Source organism: Nocardia sp. NPDC058114 (genome assembly GCF_042884695.1).
Lineage (GTDB): Bacteria > Actinomycetota > Actinomycetes > Mycobacteriales > Mycobacteriaceae > Nocardia.
On the sequence record NZ_JBHVTK010000009.1, the window covers coordinates 189,752 to 207,687 of the forward strand.

General features: G+C 68.3%; 18 protein-coding genes. 6 read left to right on the plus strand and 12 right to left on the minus strand.

The features are described from left to right. Positions 1-27 precede the first annotated feature (27 nt). Positions 28-726 carry a response regulator gene (locus ACFVVI_RS28400; RefSeq protein ID WP_378993508.1) on the minus strand — a complete coding sequence of 233 codons (699 nt, stop codon included), beginning with the start codon at positions 724-726 and terminating at the stop codon, positions 28-30. Beyond that, positions 723-2,276, minus strand: a complete 1,554-nt coding sequence (locus tag ACFVVI_RS28405) for an ATP-binding protein (protein WP_378993509.1) — start codon at positions 2,274-2,276, stop codon at positions 723-725. Before ACFVVI_RS28405 ends, ACFVVI_RS28400 begins: the two co-directional genes overlap by 4 nt. A 98-nt stretch (positions 2,277-2,374) precedes the next feature. Here ACFVVI_RS28405 and ACFVVI_RS28410 point away from each other — a divergent pair, with 98 nt between their 5' ends. After that, positions 2,375-3,751, plus strand: coding sequence for a cation:dicarboxylate symporter family transporter (locus ACFVVI_RS28410; RefSeq protein WP_387447541.1), 1,377 nt, complete (start codon positions 2,375-2,377; stop codon positions 3,749-3,751). 72 nt (positions 3,752-3,823) lie between these two features. Here ACFVVI_RS28410 and ACFVVI_RS28415 read toward each other — a convergent pair whose 3' ends face one another. Further along, entirely contained in the window at positions 3,824-4,042 is a 219-nt protein-coding gene (locus ACFVVI_RS28415; protein ID WP_378993511.1) for a DUF4287 domain-containing protein, read from the minus strand. A gap of 73 nt (positions 4,043-4,115) precedes the next feature. Next, the gene (locus ACFVVI_RS28420) at positions 4,116-4,532 is read right to left on the minus strand and encodes a DUF4267 domain-containing protein (RefSeq protein ID WP_387447542.1); all 417 of its coding nucleotides are present in this window, start codon (positions 4,530-4,532) and stop codon (positions 4,116-4,118) included. 109 nt (positions 4,533-4,641) lie between these two features. Between ACFVVI_RS28420 and ACFVVI_RS28425 the strand changes: the two genes are divergently transcribed. Together ACFVVI_RS28425 and ACFVVI_RS28430 are read left to right on the plus strand one after the other, a co-directional pair. Continuing rightward, a complete protein-coding gene (locus tag ACFVVI_RS28425; RefSeq protein ID WP_378632549.1) occupies positions 4,642-5,229 on the plus strand; it encodes a TetR/AcrR family transcriptional regulator in 588 nt (195 codons plus the stop codon). 123 nt (positions 5,230-5,352) lie between these two features. Next, positions 5,353-6,822, plus strand: a complete 1,470-nt coding sequence (locus ACFVVI_RS28430) for a phytoene desaturase family protein (RefSeq protein WP_387447543.1) — start codon at positions 5,353-5,355, stop codon at positions 6,820-6,822. Here ACFVVI_RS28430 and ACFVVI_RS28435 read toward each other — a convergent pair. The 8 genes from ACFVVI_RS28435 to ACFVVI_RS28470 all read right to left on the minus strand — a co-directional run bounded on the left by ACFVVI_RS28435 (position 6,813) and on the right by ACFVVI_RS28470 (position 14,330). Beyond that, entirely contained in the window at positions 6,813-7,766 is a 954-nt protein-coding gene (locus tag ACFVVI_RS28435; protein WP_387447544.1) for a cation diffusion facilitator family transporter, read from the minus strand. The genes ACFVVI_RS28430 and ACFVVI_RS28435 overlap by 10 nt on opposite strands. A 169-nt stretch (positions 7,767-7,935) precedes the next feature. Next, positions 7,936-8,850, minus strand: coding sequence for a cation diffusion facilitator family transporter (locus ACFVVI_RS28440; RefSeq protein ID WP_378993515.1), 915 nt, complete (start codon positions 8,848-8,850; stop codon positions 7,936-7,938). Between the two features lie 105 nt (positions 8,851-8,955). After that, entirely contained in the window at positions 8,956-10,173 is a 1,218-nt protein-coding gene (gene manA, locus ACFVVI_RS28445; protein WP_378993516.1) for a mannose-6-phosphate isomerase, class I, read from the minus strand. Continuing rightward, the gene (locus tag ACFVVI_RS28450; protein WP_378993517.1) at positions 10,173-11,393 is read right to left on the minus strand and encodes a tobH protein; all 1,221 of its coding nucleotides are present in this window, start codon (positions 11,391-11,393) and stop codon (positions 10,173-10,175) included. The genes manA and ACFVVI_RS28450 overlap by 1 nt, the downstream gene beginning before the upstream one ends. A 136-nt stretch (positions 11,394-11,529) precedes the next feature. Further along, positions 11,530-12,909 carry a phosphomannomutase/phosphoglucomutase gene (locus ACFVVI_RS28455; RefSeq protein ID WP_378993518.1) on the minus strand — a complete coding sequence of 460 codons (1,380 nt, stop codon included), beginning with the start codon at positions 12,907-12,909 and terminating at the stop codon, positions 11,530-11,532. Between the two features lie 52 nt (positions 12,910-12,961). Next, entirely contained in the window at positions 12,962-13,339 is a 378-nt protein-coding gene (locus ACFVVI_RS28460; RefSeq protein ID WP_378652435.1) for a DUF3499 domain-containing protein, read from the minus strand. Positions 13,340-13,489: 150 nt separating this feature from the next. Next, a complete protein-coding gene (locus tag ACFVVI_RS28465) occupies positions 13,490-13,972 on the minus strand; it encodes a metallopeptidase family protein (protein WP_194826429.1) in 483 nt (160 codons plus the stop codon). A gap of 124 nt (positions 13,973-14,096) precedes the next feature. Beyond that, the gene (locus ACFVVI_RS28470) at positions 14,097-14,330 is read right to left on the minus strand and encodes a WhiB family transcriptional regulator (RefSeq protein WP_133733920.1); all 234 of its coding nucleotides are present in this window, start codon (positions 14,328-14,330) and stop codon (positions 14,097-14,099) included. 563 nt (positions 14,331-14,893) lie between these two features. Between ACFVVI_RS28470 and cofD the strand changes: the two genes are divergently transcribed. The 3 genes from cofD to ACFVVI_RS28485 are packed head-to-tail and all read left to right on the plus strand — an operon-like array spanning position 14,894 to position 17,777. Beyond that, complete coding sequence (gene cofD, locus ACFVVI_RS28475; RefSeq protein WP_378993519.1) at positions 14,894-15,880, plus strand: 2-phospho-L-lactate transferase; 987 nt, start codon at positions 14,894-14,896, stop codon at positions 15,878-15,880. Next, positions 15,877-17,247 carry a coenzyme F420-0:L-glutamate ligase gene (locus tag ACFVVI_RS28480; protein WP_387447545.1) on the plus strand — a complete coding sequence of 457 codons (1,371 nt, stop codon included), beginning with the start codon at positions 15,877-15,879 and terminating at the stop codon, positions 17,245-17,247. Before cofD ends, ACFVVI_RS28480 begins: the two co-directional genes overlap by 4 nt. Continuing rightward, positions 17,244-17,777, plus strand: coding sequence for an NUDIX hydrolase (locus ACFVVI_RS28485; protein ID WP_387447546.1), 534 nt, complete (start codon positions 17,244-17,246; stop codon positions 17,775-17,777). Before ACFVVI_RS28480 ends, ACFVVI_RS28485 begins: the two co-directional genes overlap by 4 nt. The last annotated feature ends 159 nt before the right edge of the window (positions 17,778-17,936 follow it).

A 17,936-nucleotide genomic window follows, 5' to 3' on the forward strand; every position in this document is an offset into this window, starting at 1 on the left:
CGCACCGGGCCGAGCTCGGGTGCGCGGCTATGAGCTCGTACGCCAGCGGTAGCGGGTCTTCGGCCGGCCGGCCCGGCCGTAATCGGCGCGACGCTCGGCCAATCCGTCGTCGGCGAGCTTCTCGAGATACCGCCATGCCGTGATCCGCGAAACACCAACGGCCGCTGCAGCATCGGTGGCCGTGATGCCGGATTCGGCCGCGCGTACCGCGCGCGACACCTCTTCGAGGGTGTGCTGGACAACGCCTTTCGGCGCACCGGCCTTCTGGTCGGCGGTGCGCAGCGCACCGAGCGCGCGGTCGATGTCGTACTGCGACAGGGCCGCCTCACCCGCGGGCAGCGCGGTGTCGAAACCGCGGTAGCGTTCCAGCTTTTCCCGGAACGCGGCGAAGGTGAACGGCTTGAGCAGGTACAGCACCACGCCGTGCGCCACCGCGCTGCGCACCATGTTCAGCTCGCGCGCCGAGGTGATCGCGATGACATCGGGGCGCGGCTGGAGTCCGTTGAGCGCGGCGGCCACATCGAGGCCGCTGATGTCGGGTAGGCCGATGTCCATCAGCACCAGATGGAACGGATTGCCGTCGGCGATCGCCTCGGCCGCCACCCGCAGCGCGTCGCGTCCGGTGTGGACGACCCCACCGGTGACGAAACCGTCGAGCCGTTCGAGATAGGCCCGATGTGCCTGGGCGATCAACGGCTCGTCCTCGACGATCAGGACGCGGATCATGGTGTCTCCCTCAGCGGAATGCGAACGATGACCGCGCTGTGTGGTGCGGCCGTGGTGGTGATGGTGCCGCGATGTCGATCGACGAGGCGGTGCACCAGCGCGAGGCCGAGGCCCGCGTGGTCGGATTTCGTGGTGTAGCCGCGTTCGGCGGCTCGCGAGAACATCTGGGCCGACATGCCGGGTCCGCTGTCGGACACCTGGACCCACAGCGCGCCGTCACGATGGCACACCGACACCTCGACGCGCTTGTCGACGGTGCCCGCCGCCGCGTCGATCGCGTTGTCGATCAGGTTGCCCGCCAGGGTGACGGTCTCGTGCGCGGACAGTGGATCGGTGGAGTCCAGCGCGGTGTCCTCGCTGATCGCCAGGCTCACGCCACGTTCGGCGGCCTGGTCGACCTTGCCGAGCAGCAGCGCGGCCAGCGCCGCGTCGCCGACGGCGGCCAGCAGCCGGTCGATCAGCACCTGCGAGAGCTGGAGTTCCGCGGTCGCGAAGGCCACCGCTTCCTCGGGGCGGCCCAGCTCGACCATCGTCACCACGGTGTGCAGCCGGTTGGCCGCCTCGTGCGCCTGTGCGCGCAGCGATTCGGCGAAGCCGCGCACCGAGTCGAGTTCGCCGAGCACCGTGCGCAGCTCGGTCTGATCGCGGATGGTGAGCACGGTGCCGATATCGCGGCCCTCCCAACTCACCAGGTCCTGGTTCACCAGCAGGATGCGGTCGGTGGTCACGTGCGTCTCGTCGCGCACCACGCCCCCGCTCATCTGCTGCAGCGAGACCGGCAGGTCGCTGCGCAGGACTGGACCGTCGGGCAGGTCGAGCAGCGTGCGCGCCTGATCGTTGACCACCTCCGCGGCCTCGGATTGGTCACCGAACACCACCAGTCCCTCGTGGACGGAGTGCAGTACCGCGTCGTGGTGCTCGTAGAGCGCGCGTAGTTCGTCCGGGGCCAGACCGTGGGTCTGGCGGCGCAGCCTGCGGCTGATCAGGAACGACGACAGCGCGGCCAGCGCGAGACCCATCGCGGCGACGCCGAGGATCAGTGGCAGCTGGGAGGCGACCTGGGTGCTGATCTTGGCTCGGGTGACACCGGCCGAGACCAGCGCGACCACCCGGCCGTTGTCGTAGACCGGGGTGACCGCGCGGATCGAGGGGCCGAGGGTGCCGGTGAAGGTCTCGGTGAGGGTCTGGCCCGCCAGGGCGCCGTCGATGCTGCCGACGAACGGCTTGCCGATCAGGTCGGGGTTGGTGTGGGTGTAGCGGGTGCGGTCGGGGGCCATCACGACGATGAAGTCCATGCCGGTGGCCGCTCTGATCCGCTCGGTGGTCGGTTGCAGCAGTCCGCTCGGGTAGGGCGAGTTCACCGCGGCCAAGGTCGACGGCGACCGCGCCACCGTGACCGAGACATCTCTGACCTGCATCTCCGCGGCCAGGTCATGGTCGCGCCGGGCATCGAGCACGGCCAGGATCGTGCCGATGGCTATGAGCAGCGCCAGCACCACCAGCTGCCATACGAAGGCCTGTCCCGCGAGCGACAGTCGTCCTCGTCGCACCTCTTGCCTCCGACCTGGATTTCTCGAACGTTATGCGCAGATATGAAACTTATGGACCAAAGTGACGGCCGTCACAATAGTTGCTCATGCTCGTCGGCATGAGTGATACCACCGCAGCGCGGAAACGCGACCATACCCACTGGCTGTACATCGCGGTGATCATCGCCGTCGTGGCCGGCGTCGTTGTCGGCCGGGTGGCCCCGGAATTCGGTCAGTCACTCGCGCCGCTGGGCACCGTGTTCGTGAACCTGATCAAGATGATGATCGCACCTGTCATCTTCTGCACGATCGTCCTGGGCATCGGTTCGGTGCGCGCGGCTGCCACCGTCGGCAAGGTGGGTGGGCTGGCCATCGGCTATTTCCTCGCGATGTCGACGGTCGCGCTCGGCATCGGGCTCGTGGTCGGCAACCTCATCGACCCGGGCGAGGGCCTGAACGTCGGCGCCACCGGAGCGGGCGCGAAATACGCCGATCAGGCGCACAGCGCGGGCGGTACCTGGGACTTCATCCAGAACATCGTGCCGACCACGCTCGTGTCCTCGCTCACCGCGGGCAGCGTGCTGCAGGCGCTGTTCGTCGCGCTGCTGGTCGGGTTCGCCGTGCAGGCGATGGGCGCGGCGGGCGCGCCGATCCTGCGCGCGGTTTCGCTGGGCCAGAAGCTGGTGTTCCGGATCCTGTCGATGATCCTGTGGCTGGCGCCGATCGGCGCGTTCGGCGCGATCGCGAACGTGGTCGGCCGCACCGGCTGGTCGGCGGTGGTGCAGCTGGCGACGCTGATGATCGCGTTCTATCTGACGTGCCTGGTGTTCGTGTTCGGTGTGCTCGGCGTGATCCTGCGGATGGTCTCGGGCGTCTCGATCCTGAAGCTGTGCCGCTACCTGTCGCGTGAGTACCTGCTGATCGTGGCGACCTCGTCGTCGGAGTCGGCGCTGCCGCGCCTGATCGCGAAGATGGAACACGCGGGGGTCGAGCGCACCACCGTGGGTGTTGTGGTCCCGACCGGGTATTCGTTCAACCTCGACGGCACCGCCATCTACCTGACGATGGCCTCGATCTTCATCGCCGATGCCATGGGTAAGCCGCTCGAGCTCGGTGAGCAGTTCGGCCTGCTGCTGTTCATGATCATCGCGTCCAAGGGCGCCGCGGGCGTCACCGGCGCCGGCCTGGCCACCCTCGCCGGTGGCCTGCAGAGCCATCGCCCCGACCTGCTCGACGGCGTCGGCCTGATCGTCGGCATCGACCGTTTCATGTCGGAAGCCCGTGCGCTGACCAACTTCTCGGGCAACGCGGTGGCCACCCTGCTCATCGGCACCTGGACCAAGACCGTCGACGCCGACCGGACCCGGCGCGTGCTCGATCGTGAGCTGCCCTTCGACGAGGAGACGATGGTCGACGACCACCTCGACAACCACGTCGACGACCATCGCGTCGACATCACGAAACCTGTTCCGGCCCAGGTGGTCGACGCGCAGTAAGACAGCCGAAAGGCCCCGCGACGAGATCGCGGGGCCTTTCGGCGGTGTCGGATCGTTCAGTTCCTGGACCGGCTAGATTCTGGACCACTTGCCGGGGTTGAGGTGGAACTGCACCAGGGCGGTGGCATGACCGTGGCCGAGGCCGTGCTCGGACTTCAGCCAGGTGACCAGAGCGGTGTGCCCGGTCGGCTCGGCCGCGTCGAGCAGGGCGAACCACTCGTCGACGGTGCGTCCGTACTTGGTCTCGATGGTGGGAAAGTAGGACGCGGGGCCGTGCGGCGCGTTCGCCATGGTGGTTCCTCCTCGACAGGTGATCGTTATCGGTGGTGACGGTGCGGCGGTGCGGAATTCATCGCTGCCGGGGTCATGCCGCGACGAGTGCGCGATCGGTGGTGGTCGAGCGGCGTTCGCGGATCAGCAGTACGCCGGCAAGCGCGACGAGTACGGCGGTGAAGCCGTGGACGCCGAACGCGGTGGCGGTGGAGCCGTGCCAGCTCAGGACGGTGGCCATGTCGCCGAACGGGGTGAGCGAGGTCGCCAGCATCGCGACGCCGAGCGCGAAGCGCTGTTTGGTGGCCAGCAAGCCGAGGATCACCAGGCCGCTCACCACGTCGCGGACGCCCTTGAGGTTCAGGAAGGCCACCGCGTCGCCCTCGGGTACGGCGGGGAGGCCGAAGCCCGCGGCCGTGATCTCCGGGGCGATGAGGTAGTTGATGCCGACGTAGATGATGAACAGGCCGCCGAGCAGGGCGAGAGCGGTGGCGATGCGCGAGGTGGTCATGAGGTGCTCCTGAATCTTATTGCTTGCTCTGAAATCTAGCGGCGCTAGGTGTTGAGAGAACAATAACCTGATCCTCGCTATCTTGTCTAGCGTTGCTAGAATATCGAGCATGAGCACTCAGCAGCGCAAGGAACGCGAACGCGCCGAACGGCATCAGCGGATCATCGACACCGCGCGCGAGATGGCCGAAGCGGAAGGCTGGGACGCGGTCACCATCCGCAAACTGGCCGACCGCATCGAATACAGCCAGCCCGTGCTCTACAGCCATTTCGCGAACAAGGCGGCCATCGTGGGCGCCGTCGCCCTGCAGGGCTGCGTCGAGCTCGCCGAGCAATTGAAGCAGGCCCGCGAGGCGGCGACCACCCATTCCGAGGTGATCGCCAACGTCGCGCGCGCCTACCTCGACTTCGCCACCGCCAACCCGGCCCGCTACGACGCCATCTTCCAGCAGAAGACCGACCTCAACTTCGGCCTCGACGCCCCGCAGCCCCTGCGCGACGCCTTCGCGGGCCTGGAAGCGATGTTCTCCCCGTATGCGGAGGGCGACGATCTCGGTGCCCGCACGGAAGTGGCCTGGGCCTCACTGCACGGCCTGGCCACCCTCGACCGAGGTGGACGGCTACGCCCCGAACTCCGGGAACGACGCCTCACCCTGCTGGTCGACGGGACCAGCGAGGCGACAGCCGATCCGGCCTGAGCGAGGCGACGGCGCGTCGAACCGACTGGGTGACCCAGCGCACCTGGACGGGCTCGTCGCTCCGCGTAGGTTGGAGGCAACGACGCAGGTTGGCAGAGCGGGGCGAGGGTGAAGGGACGGCGGATGGCGGAAGTCGTAGTAGTGGGGTCGGGGCCGAACGGTCTTGCCGCGGCTGTGATCGCCGCTCGCGCCGGGTTGTCGGTGCGAGTCCTCGAAGCGCAGGAGCAGGCGGGCGGCGGTTCGCGCACGGCCGAGCTGACCCTGCCCGGATTCCATCACGACATCTGTGCGGGCGCGCATCCGATGGCATTGGCATCACCGTTCTTTCGTGCTTTCGACCTCGAGGCGCACGGCGTCGACCTGCTCACCCCGACTGTCTCCTACGCGCACCCCCTCGACGGCGGGATCGCCGGATTGGCGTGGCGCAACATCGAATCCACCGTCGCCGACCTCGGCCGTGACGGTCGGCCATGGCGCGACCTGTTCGCGCCGCTGGTCGAGCACTGGCCCGATGTCGTCGACCTGGCCATGTCGGATCTGCGGCACCCGCCACTGCGCGTCGGCACCGGCATCAAGTTCGCGACCCGCCTGCTCGAACAGGCGTCCCCGCTGTCGGACAGCCGTTTCAGCGGTGACGTCGCGCCCGCGATGTTCAGCGGGGTGGCCGCCCACGCCATCACCTCACCGCGCGCCTTTCCCGCCGTGGGCGCGGCCCTGCTGCTCGGCACTCTCGCGCACGCGGGTGGCTGGGTGATCCCGCGCGGTGGCAGTCAAGCCATCCCGAACGCGATGATCGCCGAGATCGAACGTCTCGGTGGCGAGGTGCGCACCGGGCACCGGGTCGACGATTTCGCCGAACTCGCCACCGCGCGCACGGTGCTGTTCGATACCTCGCCCGCCGAACTCCTTCGCGTCGCCGGTGACCGTCTGCCCTCGCGATACCGCAACAGCCTCGGGCGTTTCCAGTACGGCAATGCCGCGTGCAAGGTCGACTTCGCCCTGTCGGGACCGGTGCCGTGGGCCGCCCCCGGCGCCGACCTGGCGGGCACCCTGCACCTGGTCGGCACCAGGGCGCAGGCGATGCACGCCGAACACCAGGTCGCCACCGGCACTTTCGCCGATCAGCCCTTCGTACTGGCCATTCAGCCCGGCGTGGTCGACCCCACCCGGGCGCCGGAGGGGCAGCACACCCTCTATACCTACGCCCACGTCCCCAACGGCACCGATCGCGATATCAGCGATCAGGTGATCGACCAGGTCGAACGTTTCGCACCCGGTTTCCGCGACCTGATCCTGGCGAAACACGTGACACCGGCGGCCTTCATGCCCGCGCACAACGCCAACTACATCGGCGGCGACATCTCGGCAGGGGCGATGACCACGCGTCAGACCCTGTTCCGGCCGCTCGCTCGCTGGAATCCTTACTCCACCCCGATTCCGGGCACCTACCTGTGCTCGTCATCGACTCCACCGGGTCCCGGTGTCCATGGGATGCCGGGCCTGCACGCGGCGCATCACATGCTGCGCAACCGATTCGGCATCGTCACCGACCCGCTCGACCTGTTGCGCGGCGAGGCGCCCGCCTACCGGTAGGGCTTCATCGGTGCGTCGTGGATCTTGTCGGGCTCGAACACATCGGGCTCGAGGTAGATCGTGCACGTATTCGGCACTGCGGCGTGAATGCGGTCGTCCGCGGCATCGATCACCTCGGCGACCTGGGTGATGTCGAGGCCCGCGTGTAGCGCGATCTTGGCGTTGATCAGCAGATCCTGGGGCCCGAGGTACTGGGTCTGCATCCGGATCACGCGCTCGATCCGCGGATCGGCCAGCAGCGCCGACCGAATCGCGGTGTCGTCCTTGGCCGTCGCGCCCTCACCGATCAGCAGACTCTTGGTCTCCACGATCAGGATCACCGCGTTCACGCCGAGCAGGATGCCGATGAACAGCGTGCCGACACCGTCCCACACCGCGTTGCCGGTGAGCACCGACAGACTCACCCCGGTCAGGGCGAACAGCAGGCCGATGATCGCGCCCGCGTCCTCGAGCAGCACCACGGGCAGTTCGGGATTGCGGGTGTGGCGGATGAAATACCACCACGAATTCTTGCCCTTCAGCGGCGCCGACTGCTTGCGCGCGGTACGGAAACTGGCGCTCTCCAGCACCAGCGACACCCCGAGGATCCCGATCGCCACCCAGGCCGACACGATCTGCTCCGGGAACCGGATCTTGTGGATCGCCTCGTTGATCGCGAACAGCGACCCCATCACGAACAGGACGAGCGCGACGACGAACGAATAGAAATACCGATTGCGCGAATACCCGAAGGGGTGCAGCGTATCCGCGGGCTGGTCGGCCCGATTGCGGCCGACCAGCAGCAGCGCCTCGTTCCCGGTATCGGCCACCGAGTGCACCGCCTCGGCCAGCATCGCCGACGAGCCGGTGATGAACGCGCCGAGGAACTTCGCGACCATGATCCCCGCGTTCGCCCCGAGTGCGGCGAGGATCGCGATCTTGCTGTCTCCACCTTGCTCGGCCATATCGGAACGCTACCGCCGACACCGAGCCACGCACCGACCCCGGCACCGTGTCGTCGGCCCGGCGTTCTCGGCGCGCCTCCGCCTCTGGACTGAGCGGAGGGTGCGACTAAGGAGTGCCCGGAGGGAGGGAAGAGGCGGAGTCAAGCGCCGAGAACCGCGGCTCCAGCCGCTATTTAACCCTGTACAGGTCGGGTTCCAGGTAGATGAGGCGGGCGGTGGGGACTGCTGCGCGCACGCGCGTCTCGGCGGCGTCGATCGCTTCGGCGACATCGGCGATGTCCAGGTTCGGGGCGAGGGCGACCTTCGCGGCGACCAGCATCTCGTCCGGGCCGAGGTACTCGGTCTTGAGGTGGATCAGCGAGGTGATCCTGGTGCCGTCGACCAGGTTCTCGCGGATCGCCCGACCCTGTTCGGGGGTGGCGCCCTCACCGATGAGCAGGCTCTTCATCTCCACGATCAGCACGATCGCGATGATGCCGAGCAGGACACCGATCGACAGGGTGCCGATGCCGTCGAAGATCGGGTCGTCGGTGGCCATGGTGAGCCCGACGCCACCGAGGGCGAGCACCAGACCGATCAGCGCGCCGGTGTCCTCGAGCAGCACTACCGGCAGTTCGGGGCTGCGCGAGTTGCGGATGAACCGCCACCAGCTCGCGTTGCCCTTGAGTGGCTTGGATTCGCGCACCGCGGTGAGGAAGCTGAAGGTCTCGAGGCCGATCGCGATCACCAGGATGACGATCGCGACGATCGGCTGACTCAGCTCCTCGGGGTGCTGGATCTTGTGGATGCCTTCGTAGATCGCGTACACCGAGCCGAGGGTGAACAGCACCAGCGCCACGACGAACGAGTAGAAGTAGCGATTGCGGCCGTACCCGAACTGGTGCAGTTCGTCGGCATCCTTGGCGGCGGCACGCTGGCCGAACAGCAGCAGGCCCTGATTCGCGGTGTCGGCGACCGAGTGCACGCCCTCCGCCATCATCGAGGCCGAACCCGTGATGAACGCGCCGACGAACTTCGCCACCGCGATCCCCGCGTTGGCCGTCAACGCCGCGACGATCGCCTTCTTGCCACCACCAGCCGACATGCCGGCCCGCCCTTCTGTTCACTGAACACGACTCGCCACAGCCTAATCGGACACAGCGGCGAACCGGTCATCAGTCCCGTGCGGCACGGCCGCGGCGAAGGCGGTTCAGTTGTCGCCGACGCAGGCGCTGAACAGCTGGGCGGGGCCGCGCAGCGCGCGCGCCTTGATGTCGGTGTCGGTAGCGGAGATCCAAGCCGCGCTGCCACGTTCGACGATGAGCGTGTGCCCGTTCTCGGAGAGTTCGAGCGTGCCCGCCGTGCACAGCACGATGCCGGGGCCCGCGTCGGCGAGCACGACCGGCTCGTCGTCGGCGCTGAGGTCGAAACGGCACAGGGCGAATTCCGGTGCGGGCGTGCGGTATCGGATACCGCCGTCGCTACTGGGTTCGGGTTCGATCACCGGCAGGTCGATCGGCTCGAAGTCCAGCACCCGCAGCAGTTCTGGCACGTCGACGTGCTTGGGGGTGAGCCCACCACGCAACACGTTGTCGGAATTGGCCATGATCTCCACGCCGACCCCGCGCAGGTACGCGTGCAGATTGCCGGCCGCAAGGAACAGCGCCTGGCCGGGTTCCAGGGTCAGCCGGTTGAGCAGCAGCGCGGCGAGGACACCCGCGTCGCCGGGGTAGACCTCGGCCAGTTCGAGCGCGGTGCGCACCTCGGCGGTGAACTCGCGCGCGCCCTTGGCCGACAGGTAGTTCACACAGCCCTCGAGCACCGTGGGCAGCAGCTTCGACAGCACGGCGGGCGGCAGCGTGATCCAGGTGGTGAACAGGGTGCGCAGACCGGCCGAATCGGGCTGGGCGGCAAGCAGTTCGGCGTAGATGTTGAGGCCGGGAACATCCAGCGCGCGCAACAGGTCGACGGTGCGGTGCGGATCGCGGAACCCGGCCAGCGCTTCGAAACGTTCGAGTGCGACAACGAGTTCGGGCTTGTGGCTGTCGTCGCGGTAGTTGCGCAGCGGCGAATCCAGTGCCACGCCGGTGCGGTTCTCGCGTTCGAAACCGGTACGCGCCTGCGCCGAACTCGGGTGCGCCTGGAGCGAGAGCGGTTCCTCGGCGGCGAGGATCTTCAGCAGGAACGGCAGCCGGGCGCCGAAAGTGTCGGCCGCTGCTCCCAATTCACCCGCCGGGTCGGCCATGAGGACCTCGAGCAGTGAACGTGTGCCCGAGCCGGTCTGCACGTGCGCGGGATCGGCGGGGTGCGCGCCGAACCACAGTTCGGCTTCGGGATGGGCCGATGGCACCGGCCGTCCGCACAGCTGAGCGAGCGCGGTGCGCGACCCCCATGCGTAAGAACGCAGCGCACCAACGAGTTCCTGCACTAGTAGCGTCCCCCGTCGTATCGATCCGGTTCGGGCGCGGCGGCACCGCGCGCACCGGTGAGTCGAAGATAGGCCGCGGCCATGTCGAGCCGCAGCGCGAGCACAGCCAGTTGCTCGAGTTCACTGCCGTGTCCGCCCCCTGCGGCGGAATCGGCAGCGGTGCGTTCGATCGCGGGTGCGGCGCCGGGGTCGGCGAGCTGGGATTGCAGCACGTCGACATCGGCATGGACGAGATCGGCGTCGACCAGGCCCGCGCCCGCGCCTTCGAAGACCGCGAGCTTGCGCCGGGCGGCGGCCTGATCGGGATGCACGCTCAAGGCCAGCACCCGGACCCGGTCGACCGGTGCGGGACCGTCGAGTTCCTCGTCATGGAACAGCGGATCGAAGCCGGGCGCGGTGCCGCCGGTGGCAGCGGCCAGGCGCCCGACCGCGGCGACGGCGTCGGCGAGATCGGCGGCCGAAGCCAACCGGCCCGCGGATTGCAGCAGCACTTCGGCGCCGTGACCGGCCAGCTCCACCGCGGCGGGCGAGTCGCCCGCGAGGACGACACCCACCCCGTGCATCCGCGCGGCGAGGGTCTTGGCCGGGTTGTGGAAGACCTCGTTGGTCGGGCCGTCGCGCAGCGCTTCGGCGTCGAGCATGTCGGCCAGCGCGGTGAGATCGGGCGTGGCCGGGCCGCTGCGCTGGGCGTCGACCCCACGCAGGACGGCGATGCCGACGGCGAGGAAACGCAGCAGCCGATTCTGGTCGAGAACGGGCACCCGCGGTTCGAGCACGATCGCGCGACCGGCGGCGACCGCGCGCAACGGACCCTCGTTGGGCGCGGCGATCACCACCTCGGCACTGCGGCGCAGCGCACGGTCGACGGCATCGATCAGCCGCGGGTCACCCGCGTCGTCGCCGGCCACCAGGACCACGTCCAGCGGACCGACCCACGGCGGCAGCGCGGTGACGGGCACGATCGGCAGCCCGGCCCGATCGCCGAGCGTGGCGACGAGCAGTCCGGCCGCGCGCGCGGCGCGACCCGATCCCGCGACCAGCACCAGGCTGCGCGGGCGCAGGTCGGAGAGCCGTTCGATGAGCGAGGTTTCGGCGACCGCCGCCGCGGTGGCCCGCACCTGGGCGCCGCCGGAGGCCGCCGAGCGCAGGGCGCCGCCGGTGTCGGCCGCCGCCAGTGACTCGGCATCGTCGAGGTCGAATACCGGTGTTCCAGCGATCATCGCCGAATCCACCTCCCCTCATCGCGCTGTGTCGTCTGTGACTCCACTATTCCAGCCGGGCACCGGCAATGCTCGTGATCTGCCGTCGCCGAATACCGGGCATGTGATTCCACGGGTACTGGTTTCATCTTCCCAGTCAGGCGCGGACGATGCTCAGGATCTCGGTCACGAGTGCGTTTACATCGTCGCGCGATCCGGCCTCGACATTGAGTCGAAGCAGCGGTTCGGTATTCGATGCGCGCAGGTTGAACCAGGCGTGGTTGCCCAGGTCGACCGTGACGCCGTCCATCCGGTCCACCGACTCGGTGCGGTCGGCGAACGCGGCGAGCACGGCGGCGGTGCGGTCGGCGGCGTCGGCGACGGTCGAGTTGATCTCGCCCGAGGCGGCGTACACGTCGTAGGCGGCCATCAGGTCCGAGACCGTCCGCTCGCCCTCACCGAGCGCGGCCAGCACGTGGAGCGCGGCCAGCATGCCCGAGTCGGCGCCCCAGAATTCGCGGAAGTAGTAGTGCGCGGAGTGCTCGCCACCGAACACCGCGCCGGTCGAGGCCATCTCCTGCTTGATGAACGAGTGGCCCACCCGCGTGCGCACCGGCTTGCCGCCCAGCTCCTCGACCAGCTCGGGCACCGCGCGCGAGGTGATCAGGTTGTGGATCACGGTCGCGCCCGGCTCCTTGGCCAGCTCACGCTGCGCCACGATCGCCGTGATCGCCGACGGCGACACGGGCTCGCCGCGCTCGTCGACGACGAAGCAACGATCGGCGTCGCCGTCGAAGGCCAGGCCGATGTCGGCGCCGCTGGAGCGCACCAGTGCCTGCAGGTCGACGAGGTTCTTCGGGTCGAGAGGGTTGGCCTCGTGGTTGGGGAACGAGCCGTCGAGTTCGAAGTACAGCGGCACGATCGTGATCGGGCCCAGGGTGCCGAGGACGGCGGGCACGGTGTGGCCGCCCATACCGTTGCCGGCGTCGACCGCGATGGTGAGCGGGCGGATCTCGTCGAGGTTCACCAGTTCGCGCAGGTAGTCCGCGTAGTCGGCGAGCAGATCGGTGCTGGTGGCGGTGCCGGGCGCGCCGTCGTAGGCGGGCACACCCTCGATCACCTCGGCCGCGATGGTCGCCAGCCCGGTGTCCTGCCCGACCGGCAGCGCGTTCGCGCGGCACAGCTTGATGCCGTTGTACTCGGCCGGGTTGTGACTGGCGGTGAACATGGCGCCGGGACAACCGAGCTTGCCCGAGGCGAAGTAGAGCTGGTCGGTGGAGGCCAGACCGATGTGCACCACATCGAGGCCCTGGGCCCGCACGCCCTGTGCGAACGCCTCGGACAGCGCGGGGGAGGACTCGCGCATGTCGTGGCCGATCACGACCCGGGTGGCGCCTTCTTCGCGCATCAGACGCGCGAAGGAAGCGCCGACATCGCCGACGAACGCCTCGTCGATCTGTTCGCCCACCACCCCGCGGACGTCATAAGCCTTGATCACGGCATTCACGAGTTCGCCAGAGCGCGCGAGGGTCGTCATGGGGCTAACCCTAGCGGGCTGCGCCGACTCTTCGGGATCCTGGCCGGACTAGCTACGGATCCGGCAGAACCCGTAGGTGGCCGCGGCGGCCCGTGCGCGCGGTGCGGGGGGCCGCGGCGGCGTTGTCGCGGTAGCCCGGCTGGTCGGCTTCGGCGGCGGGGCGGCGACGCAGGCCCGCTTCGCGGACGGCTTCGGCCAGCGCGGTGAGGTCGTCGTCGTCCGGGGTGCTCGAGGAGAAGCCGCCTTCGTGGCGGACCAGTTCCCAGCCCTTGGGCGCGGTGATGCGGCAGGCGTGCGTTTCGCAGAGATCCCAGGAATGCGGTTCGGCGACGGTGGCCAAGGGCCCGACGACAGCGGTCGAGTCGGAGTACACATAAGTCAGCGTCGCTACAGCCGGGTTCTTGCAGCCGGGTCGGCAGCAACGACGCATAGGGATCACGACGTCGAGATTAGCCCTCCGCGGCCCGAAAGTGGATACGGACACGCCCTAATGGGCGAAGGCGGAGGTACGCATGATCGGCACGGCCGCGCAGCGTTCGTCGGTCTCGAGTGCACGGCCGGAGCGAAGGCGGAGGTACGCCTATTCGGGCTCGGGATCGATCAGATCGGGGTCTACACCGAGGTAGGTCGCGATCTGCTGGACGAGGACCTCGCGCAGCAACTCGACCAGATCGTCGGGATCGGCGGCCCGCAATTCCAGCGGCTTGCGGAACAACACCACTCTGGCGCGAGTGGCCGCACCGTGCCGGTCGACGCCCGCGGGGATCAGCCGCGACAGCGGCACCGGTCCGTCGGCGACCACCTCGTCCGGCCAGGTGACCGAATCAGGATGCAGTGGACGGATTTTCGGCACATCGTCGACGGCGATATCGAGCTTGGTGAGGCGATCGTGCCAGCGGGTGTCGAGTGGGGCGAACGCCTCGAGCACGAGCCGATCGAATTTCTGGCCCCTGGTGCGCCACGCGGGCACTGTCGGCGGAAGCATGGGGCCTCGGACTCCGCGGCCGCGGCGGGTCACCGAACGAGCGGTGGGTGCCGGAGAATGACGCCGGGAACGTGCCATGGGTCTTTCACCTCTCTCGCCTGCACCGTGAAGATCAACAAGGGCGTTCGCCCGGAGACACCGACGTACTGCGCCTGCGTGGCTCCGGGCCAGGCCTGGAGAGAGTCTACTTTCGAACAGTCACTTAACCGATTCCGCGCTTCAGCCTGCGACGCTCTCGTTCCGAGAGACCGCCCCAGATGCCGAAGCGTTCATCATGTGCCAGTGCGTATTCCAGGCACTGGTCACGTACTTCACAGCCCAAGCAGATTCGCTTGGCCTCACGCGTCGAGCCGCCCTTCTCGGGGAAGAACGCCTCGGGGTCGGTCTGAGCGCAGAGGGCACGTTCCTGCCACTGCTCTTCGATCGACTCGAACATTTCGTCGAAGCCCGTAACGACCAGACTCAGCCGGGGAGCCGCGACTTCGCTTACCACGTCCGGTTCCTGCCAGCTCATGTCAGCGCAGACAGCGTGAGCTGCGCCTGCTGTGGAATCGGTCGGCGAGACCAGATCTTCGGTCATCGTTCCGCCTCCTCACTATGTGTTAGCGCAGAATGATTCTTTCCGTCGGTCCGAATGAGATCTCCGACGGCCCAACACCGCGACGTAGTCTCGCGGGCTTCCCCGAGCCTGCCTTCCGGCGAGTGGGAACCTTCTCGCAAACGTCCCCTGCGCTATGTCCTCGCGCCGTGGCCGTTTCCGGCGACGTGGAACCCTCTCGCAAACGCCCCCGCGCTATGCCCTCTCGCGGTGACCGGAATGACATGTCTGTGATTAGACACGCCGCACTTGCCGGTGGTCAACCCGCCGTCACCCTTCCGTTACACTCCGCACCCGCCTTTCGTGTTGATCTTGTTATGTGCCGTGGCAAATGACCAGCAACTTCGCTGTAATTCGGCGCGGAAGCGACGGGCAACCGTCACTCACTAGGCTGTGACCCTGTGACTGCACAACACGCGGTGCGCGAGCCCAAGATCGCCGTTCTCGTCGGCGGTGTCGGCGGTGCCCGGTTCCTCCAAGGCGTCCGGCAGCTGCTGCCCGAAGCCGACATCTCGGCCATCGTCAACGTCGGCGACGACGTCTGGATGCATGGCCTTCGCATCTGTCCCGACCTCGACACCTGCATGTACACCCTCGGCGGTGGCATCGACACCGAGCGTGGCTGGGGCCACGCCGACGAAACCTGGCACGCGAAAGAGGAGCTGGCGAAATACAACGCCCAGCCCGATTGGTTCGGCCTGGGCGATCGCGATATCGCCACCCACCTCATTCGCACCGAAATGCTGCGTGCCGGATATCCGCTGTCCGCGGTCACCGAAGCGCTGTGCAATCGCTGGCAGCCGGGGGTGAAGCTGATTCCGGCTACCGACGATCGCTGCGAAACCCACGTGGTGGTCAGCGATCCCGACAATGCTGGCGAACGTCGCGCGATCCACTTTCAGGAATGGTGGGTGCGGTACCGCGCGGCGCTCCCGACGCACGGATTTGCCTCGATCGGCGCCGAGCAAGCCTCGCCGGCGCCGAATGTGACCGAAATCATAGGCTCCGCTGACGCCGTGTTACTGGCCCCGTCCAACCCTGTCGTGAGCATCGGCGCGATCCTCGCCGTGCCCGGAATCAGAGGCGCGCTACGCACCAGCGAAGCCAAGGTGATCGGGCTCTCGCCGGTGATCGATGGAAAGCCGTTGCGAGGCATGGCCGATGAGTGTCTGACCGCGATCGGCGTGGAGTCCACCGCGGAGGCGATCGGCCGCCACTACGGCGCCCGCTCGGCCACCGGCATTCTCGACGGGTGGCTGGTGCACTCCACCGACTCCGCCGATGTTCCCGGCGTGGAGGTGCGCAGCGTTCCGCTGTTGATGACCGACCCCGAGGCCACCGCTGAAATGGCGCGCGCCGCATTGGAATTGGCGGGAGTGAAGGTATGAGTTCGCAGACGAACGACACCGGCGGCGCGTTGCCCGACCACGCCGCCGACGAGTTGCGGATCCTCCCGGTGACCGGGTTGCCGGAGTTCCGGCCCGGCGACGACATCGCCGAACACCTTGTGGCACAGGCGCCCTGGCTCGCCGACGGCGACATCATCGTGGTCACCAGCAAGATCGTGTCGAAGGTCGAGGGGCGCATCGTCGTCGCGCCGGTCGACCCCGAGGAGCGCGACACCGCTCGTCGCAAGCTGGTCGAGGACGAAGCCGTGCGGGTGCTCGCGCGCAAGGGCCGCACCCTCATCACCGAGAACCGGCTCGGCATCGTGCAGGCGGCCTCCGGGGTGGACGGCTCCAACGTGGCCGAGGGTGAATTGGTGCTGCTGCCTGTCGATCCCGACGGCAGCGCGAAGTCGCTGCGCACCGCGCTCGCCCAGCGGCTCGGCGTCGACGTGGCCGTGGTCATCACCGACACCATGGGCCGGGCCTGGCGCAACGGGCAGATCGACGCGGCCATCGGGTCGGCCGGGCTGCGGGTGCTCCATGATTACGCCGGCTCGGTGGACGGGCAGGGCAACGAACTGCACGTCACGCAGGTGGCCGTCGCCGATGAGCTCGCCGCCGCCGCCGATCTGGTCAAGGGCAAGCTCGGCGGAGTCCCGGTGGCGGTGGTGCGCGGGCTGCGGACCGACGACGACGGGTCGACCGCGGCGGCACTGCTGCGCGGTGGCATCGACGACCTGTTCTGGCTCGGCACCGCCGAAGCGCTCGAGCAGGGTCGCAAAGAGGCTGTGCCGCTGCGTCGTTCGGTGCGCGCGTTCACCACCGAGGCGGTGGACCCGGAACGGATCCGCGCCGCCGTGGCGGTCGGCCTCACCGCGCCCGCGCCGCACCACACCCGCCCGGTGCGCTTCGTCTGGCTGCGCAAGGCGACGCTGCGGACCCAGCTGCTCGATGCCATGACCGAGAAGTGGAGCGAGGACCTCACCGCCGACGGGCTCGACCCCGAACGCGTGCGGCGTCGGATCGCGCGTGGCCGAATCCTTTTCGACGCGCCGGAAGTGATCATCCCGTTCTGCGTGCCCGATGGCGCCCACGACTATCCCGACGCTCGTCGTCAGGCGGCCGAGCAGACGATGTTCACGGTGGCCGTCGGCGCGGCGGTGCAGGGGCTGCTGGTGGCGCTGGCCGCCGACGGCCTCGGCAGCTGCTGGATCGGCTCGACCATCTTCGCGCCCGAGGTCGTTCGCGAGGTCCTCGGGCTCGACGAGGACTGGATGCCGCTGGGCGCCATCGCGATCGGTCATCCCCTGGAGGAGCCGGTGGCGCGCACCGTCGGCTCGCCAGGCGCGGGCCTGGTGGAACTGTGAGCGCGGAGTCGCTGCACGCGTCGGCGACCGAGTTGCTCACGCACTGGGAACCCGAGGCCCGCGCGGATCACTCACTGCGCGAAGCGATTCTGGCCTTCCTCGGCTCGGCTCCCCGCGGGTGTCTGCGCGAACACGCGCCCGGCCACATCACCGCGTCGGCGATCATGTTGTCGCACGACCGTCGCGACATCCTGCTCACCCTGCACCCACGCGTCGGTCGCTGGATCCAGCTGGGTGGTCATTGCGAACCCGATGACAAGACCGTGCAGGACGCGGCGCTGCGGGAGGCGGTGGAGGAATCCGGCATCCCCGACCTGATTCTCACGCCGGGTCTCTACGGCGCGCAGGCGCACCCGATCACCTGCTCGCTCGGCGTGCCGACGCGGCATCTGGACCTGCTCTTCGAGATCGTGGCGCCCCCCGGTGCGGTGCCGGTCCGCAGTGCCGAATCGACCGATCTGCGGTGGTGGCCGGTCGACGGGCTACCACCGGGCGCGGACGTGCTACTTCCGGTCAGAGGCCGAATGTAAAGGCCCCTGAAAAGGTCACTGACCTGTAACGACGGCGACCGTGTCCAGTTCGGGCACGGTCGCCGTCCGCGTTATCGAGTCGTCACCGCTTTACAAATTGGCCAATTTGTCTAGACAGCGGACGCATCCGGACATATCGTCTGTGACAGAGAGTTACGC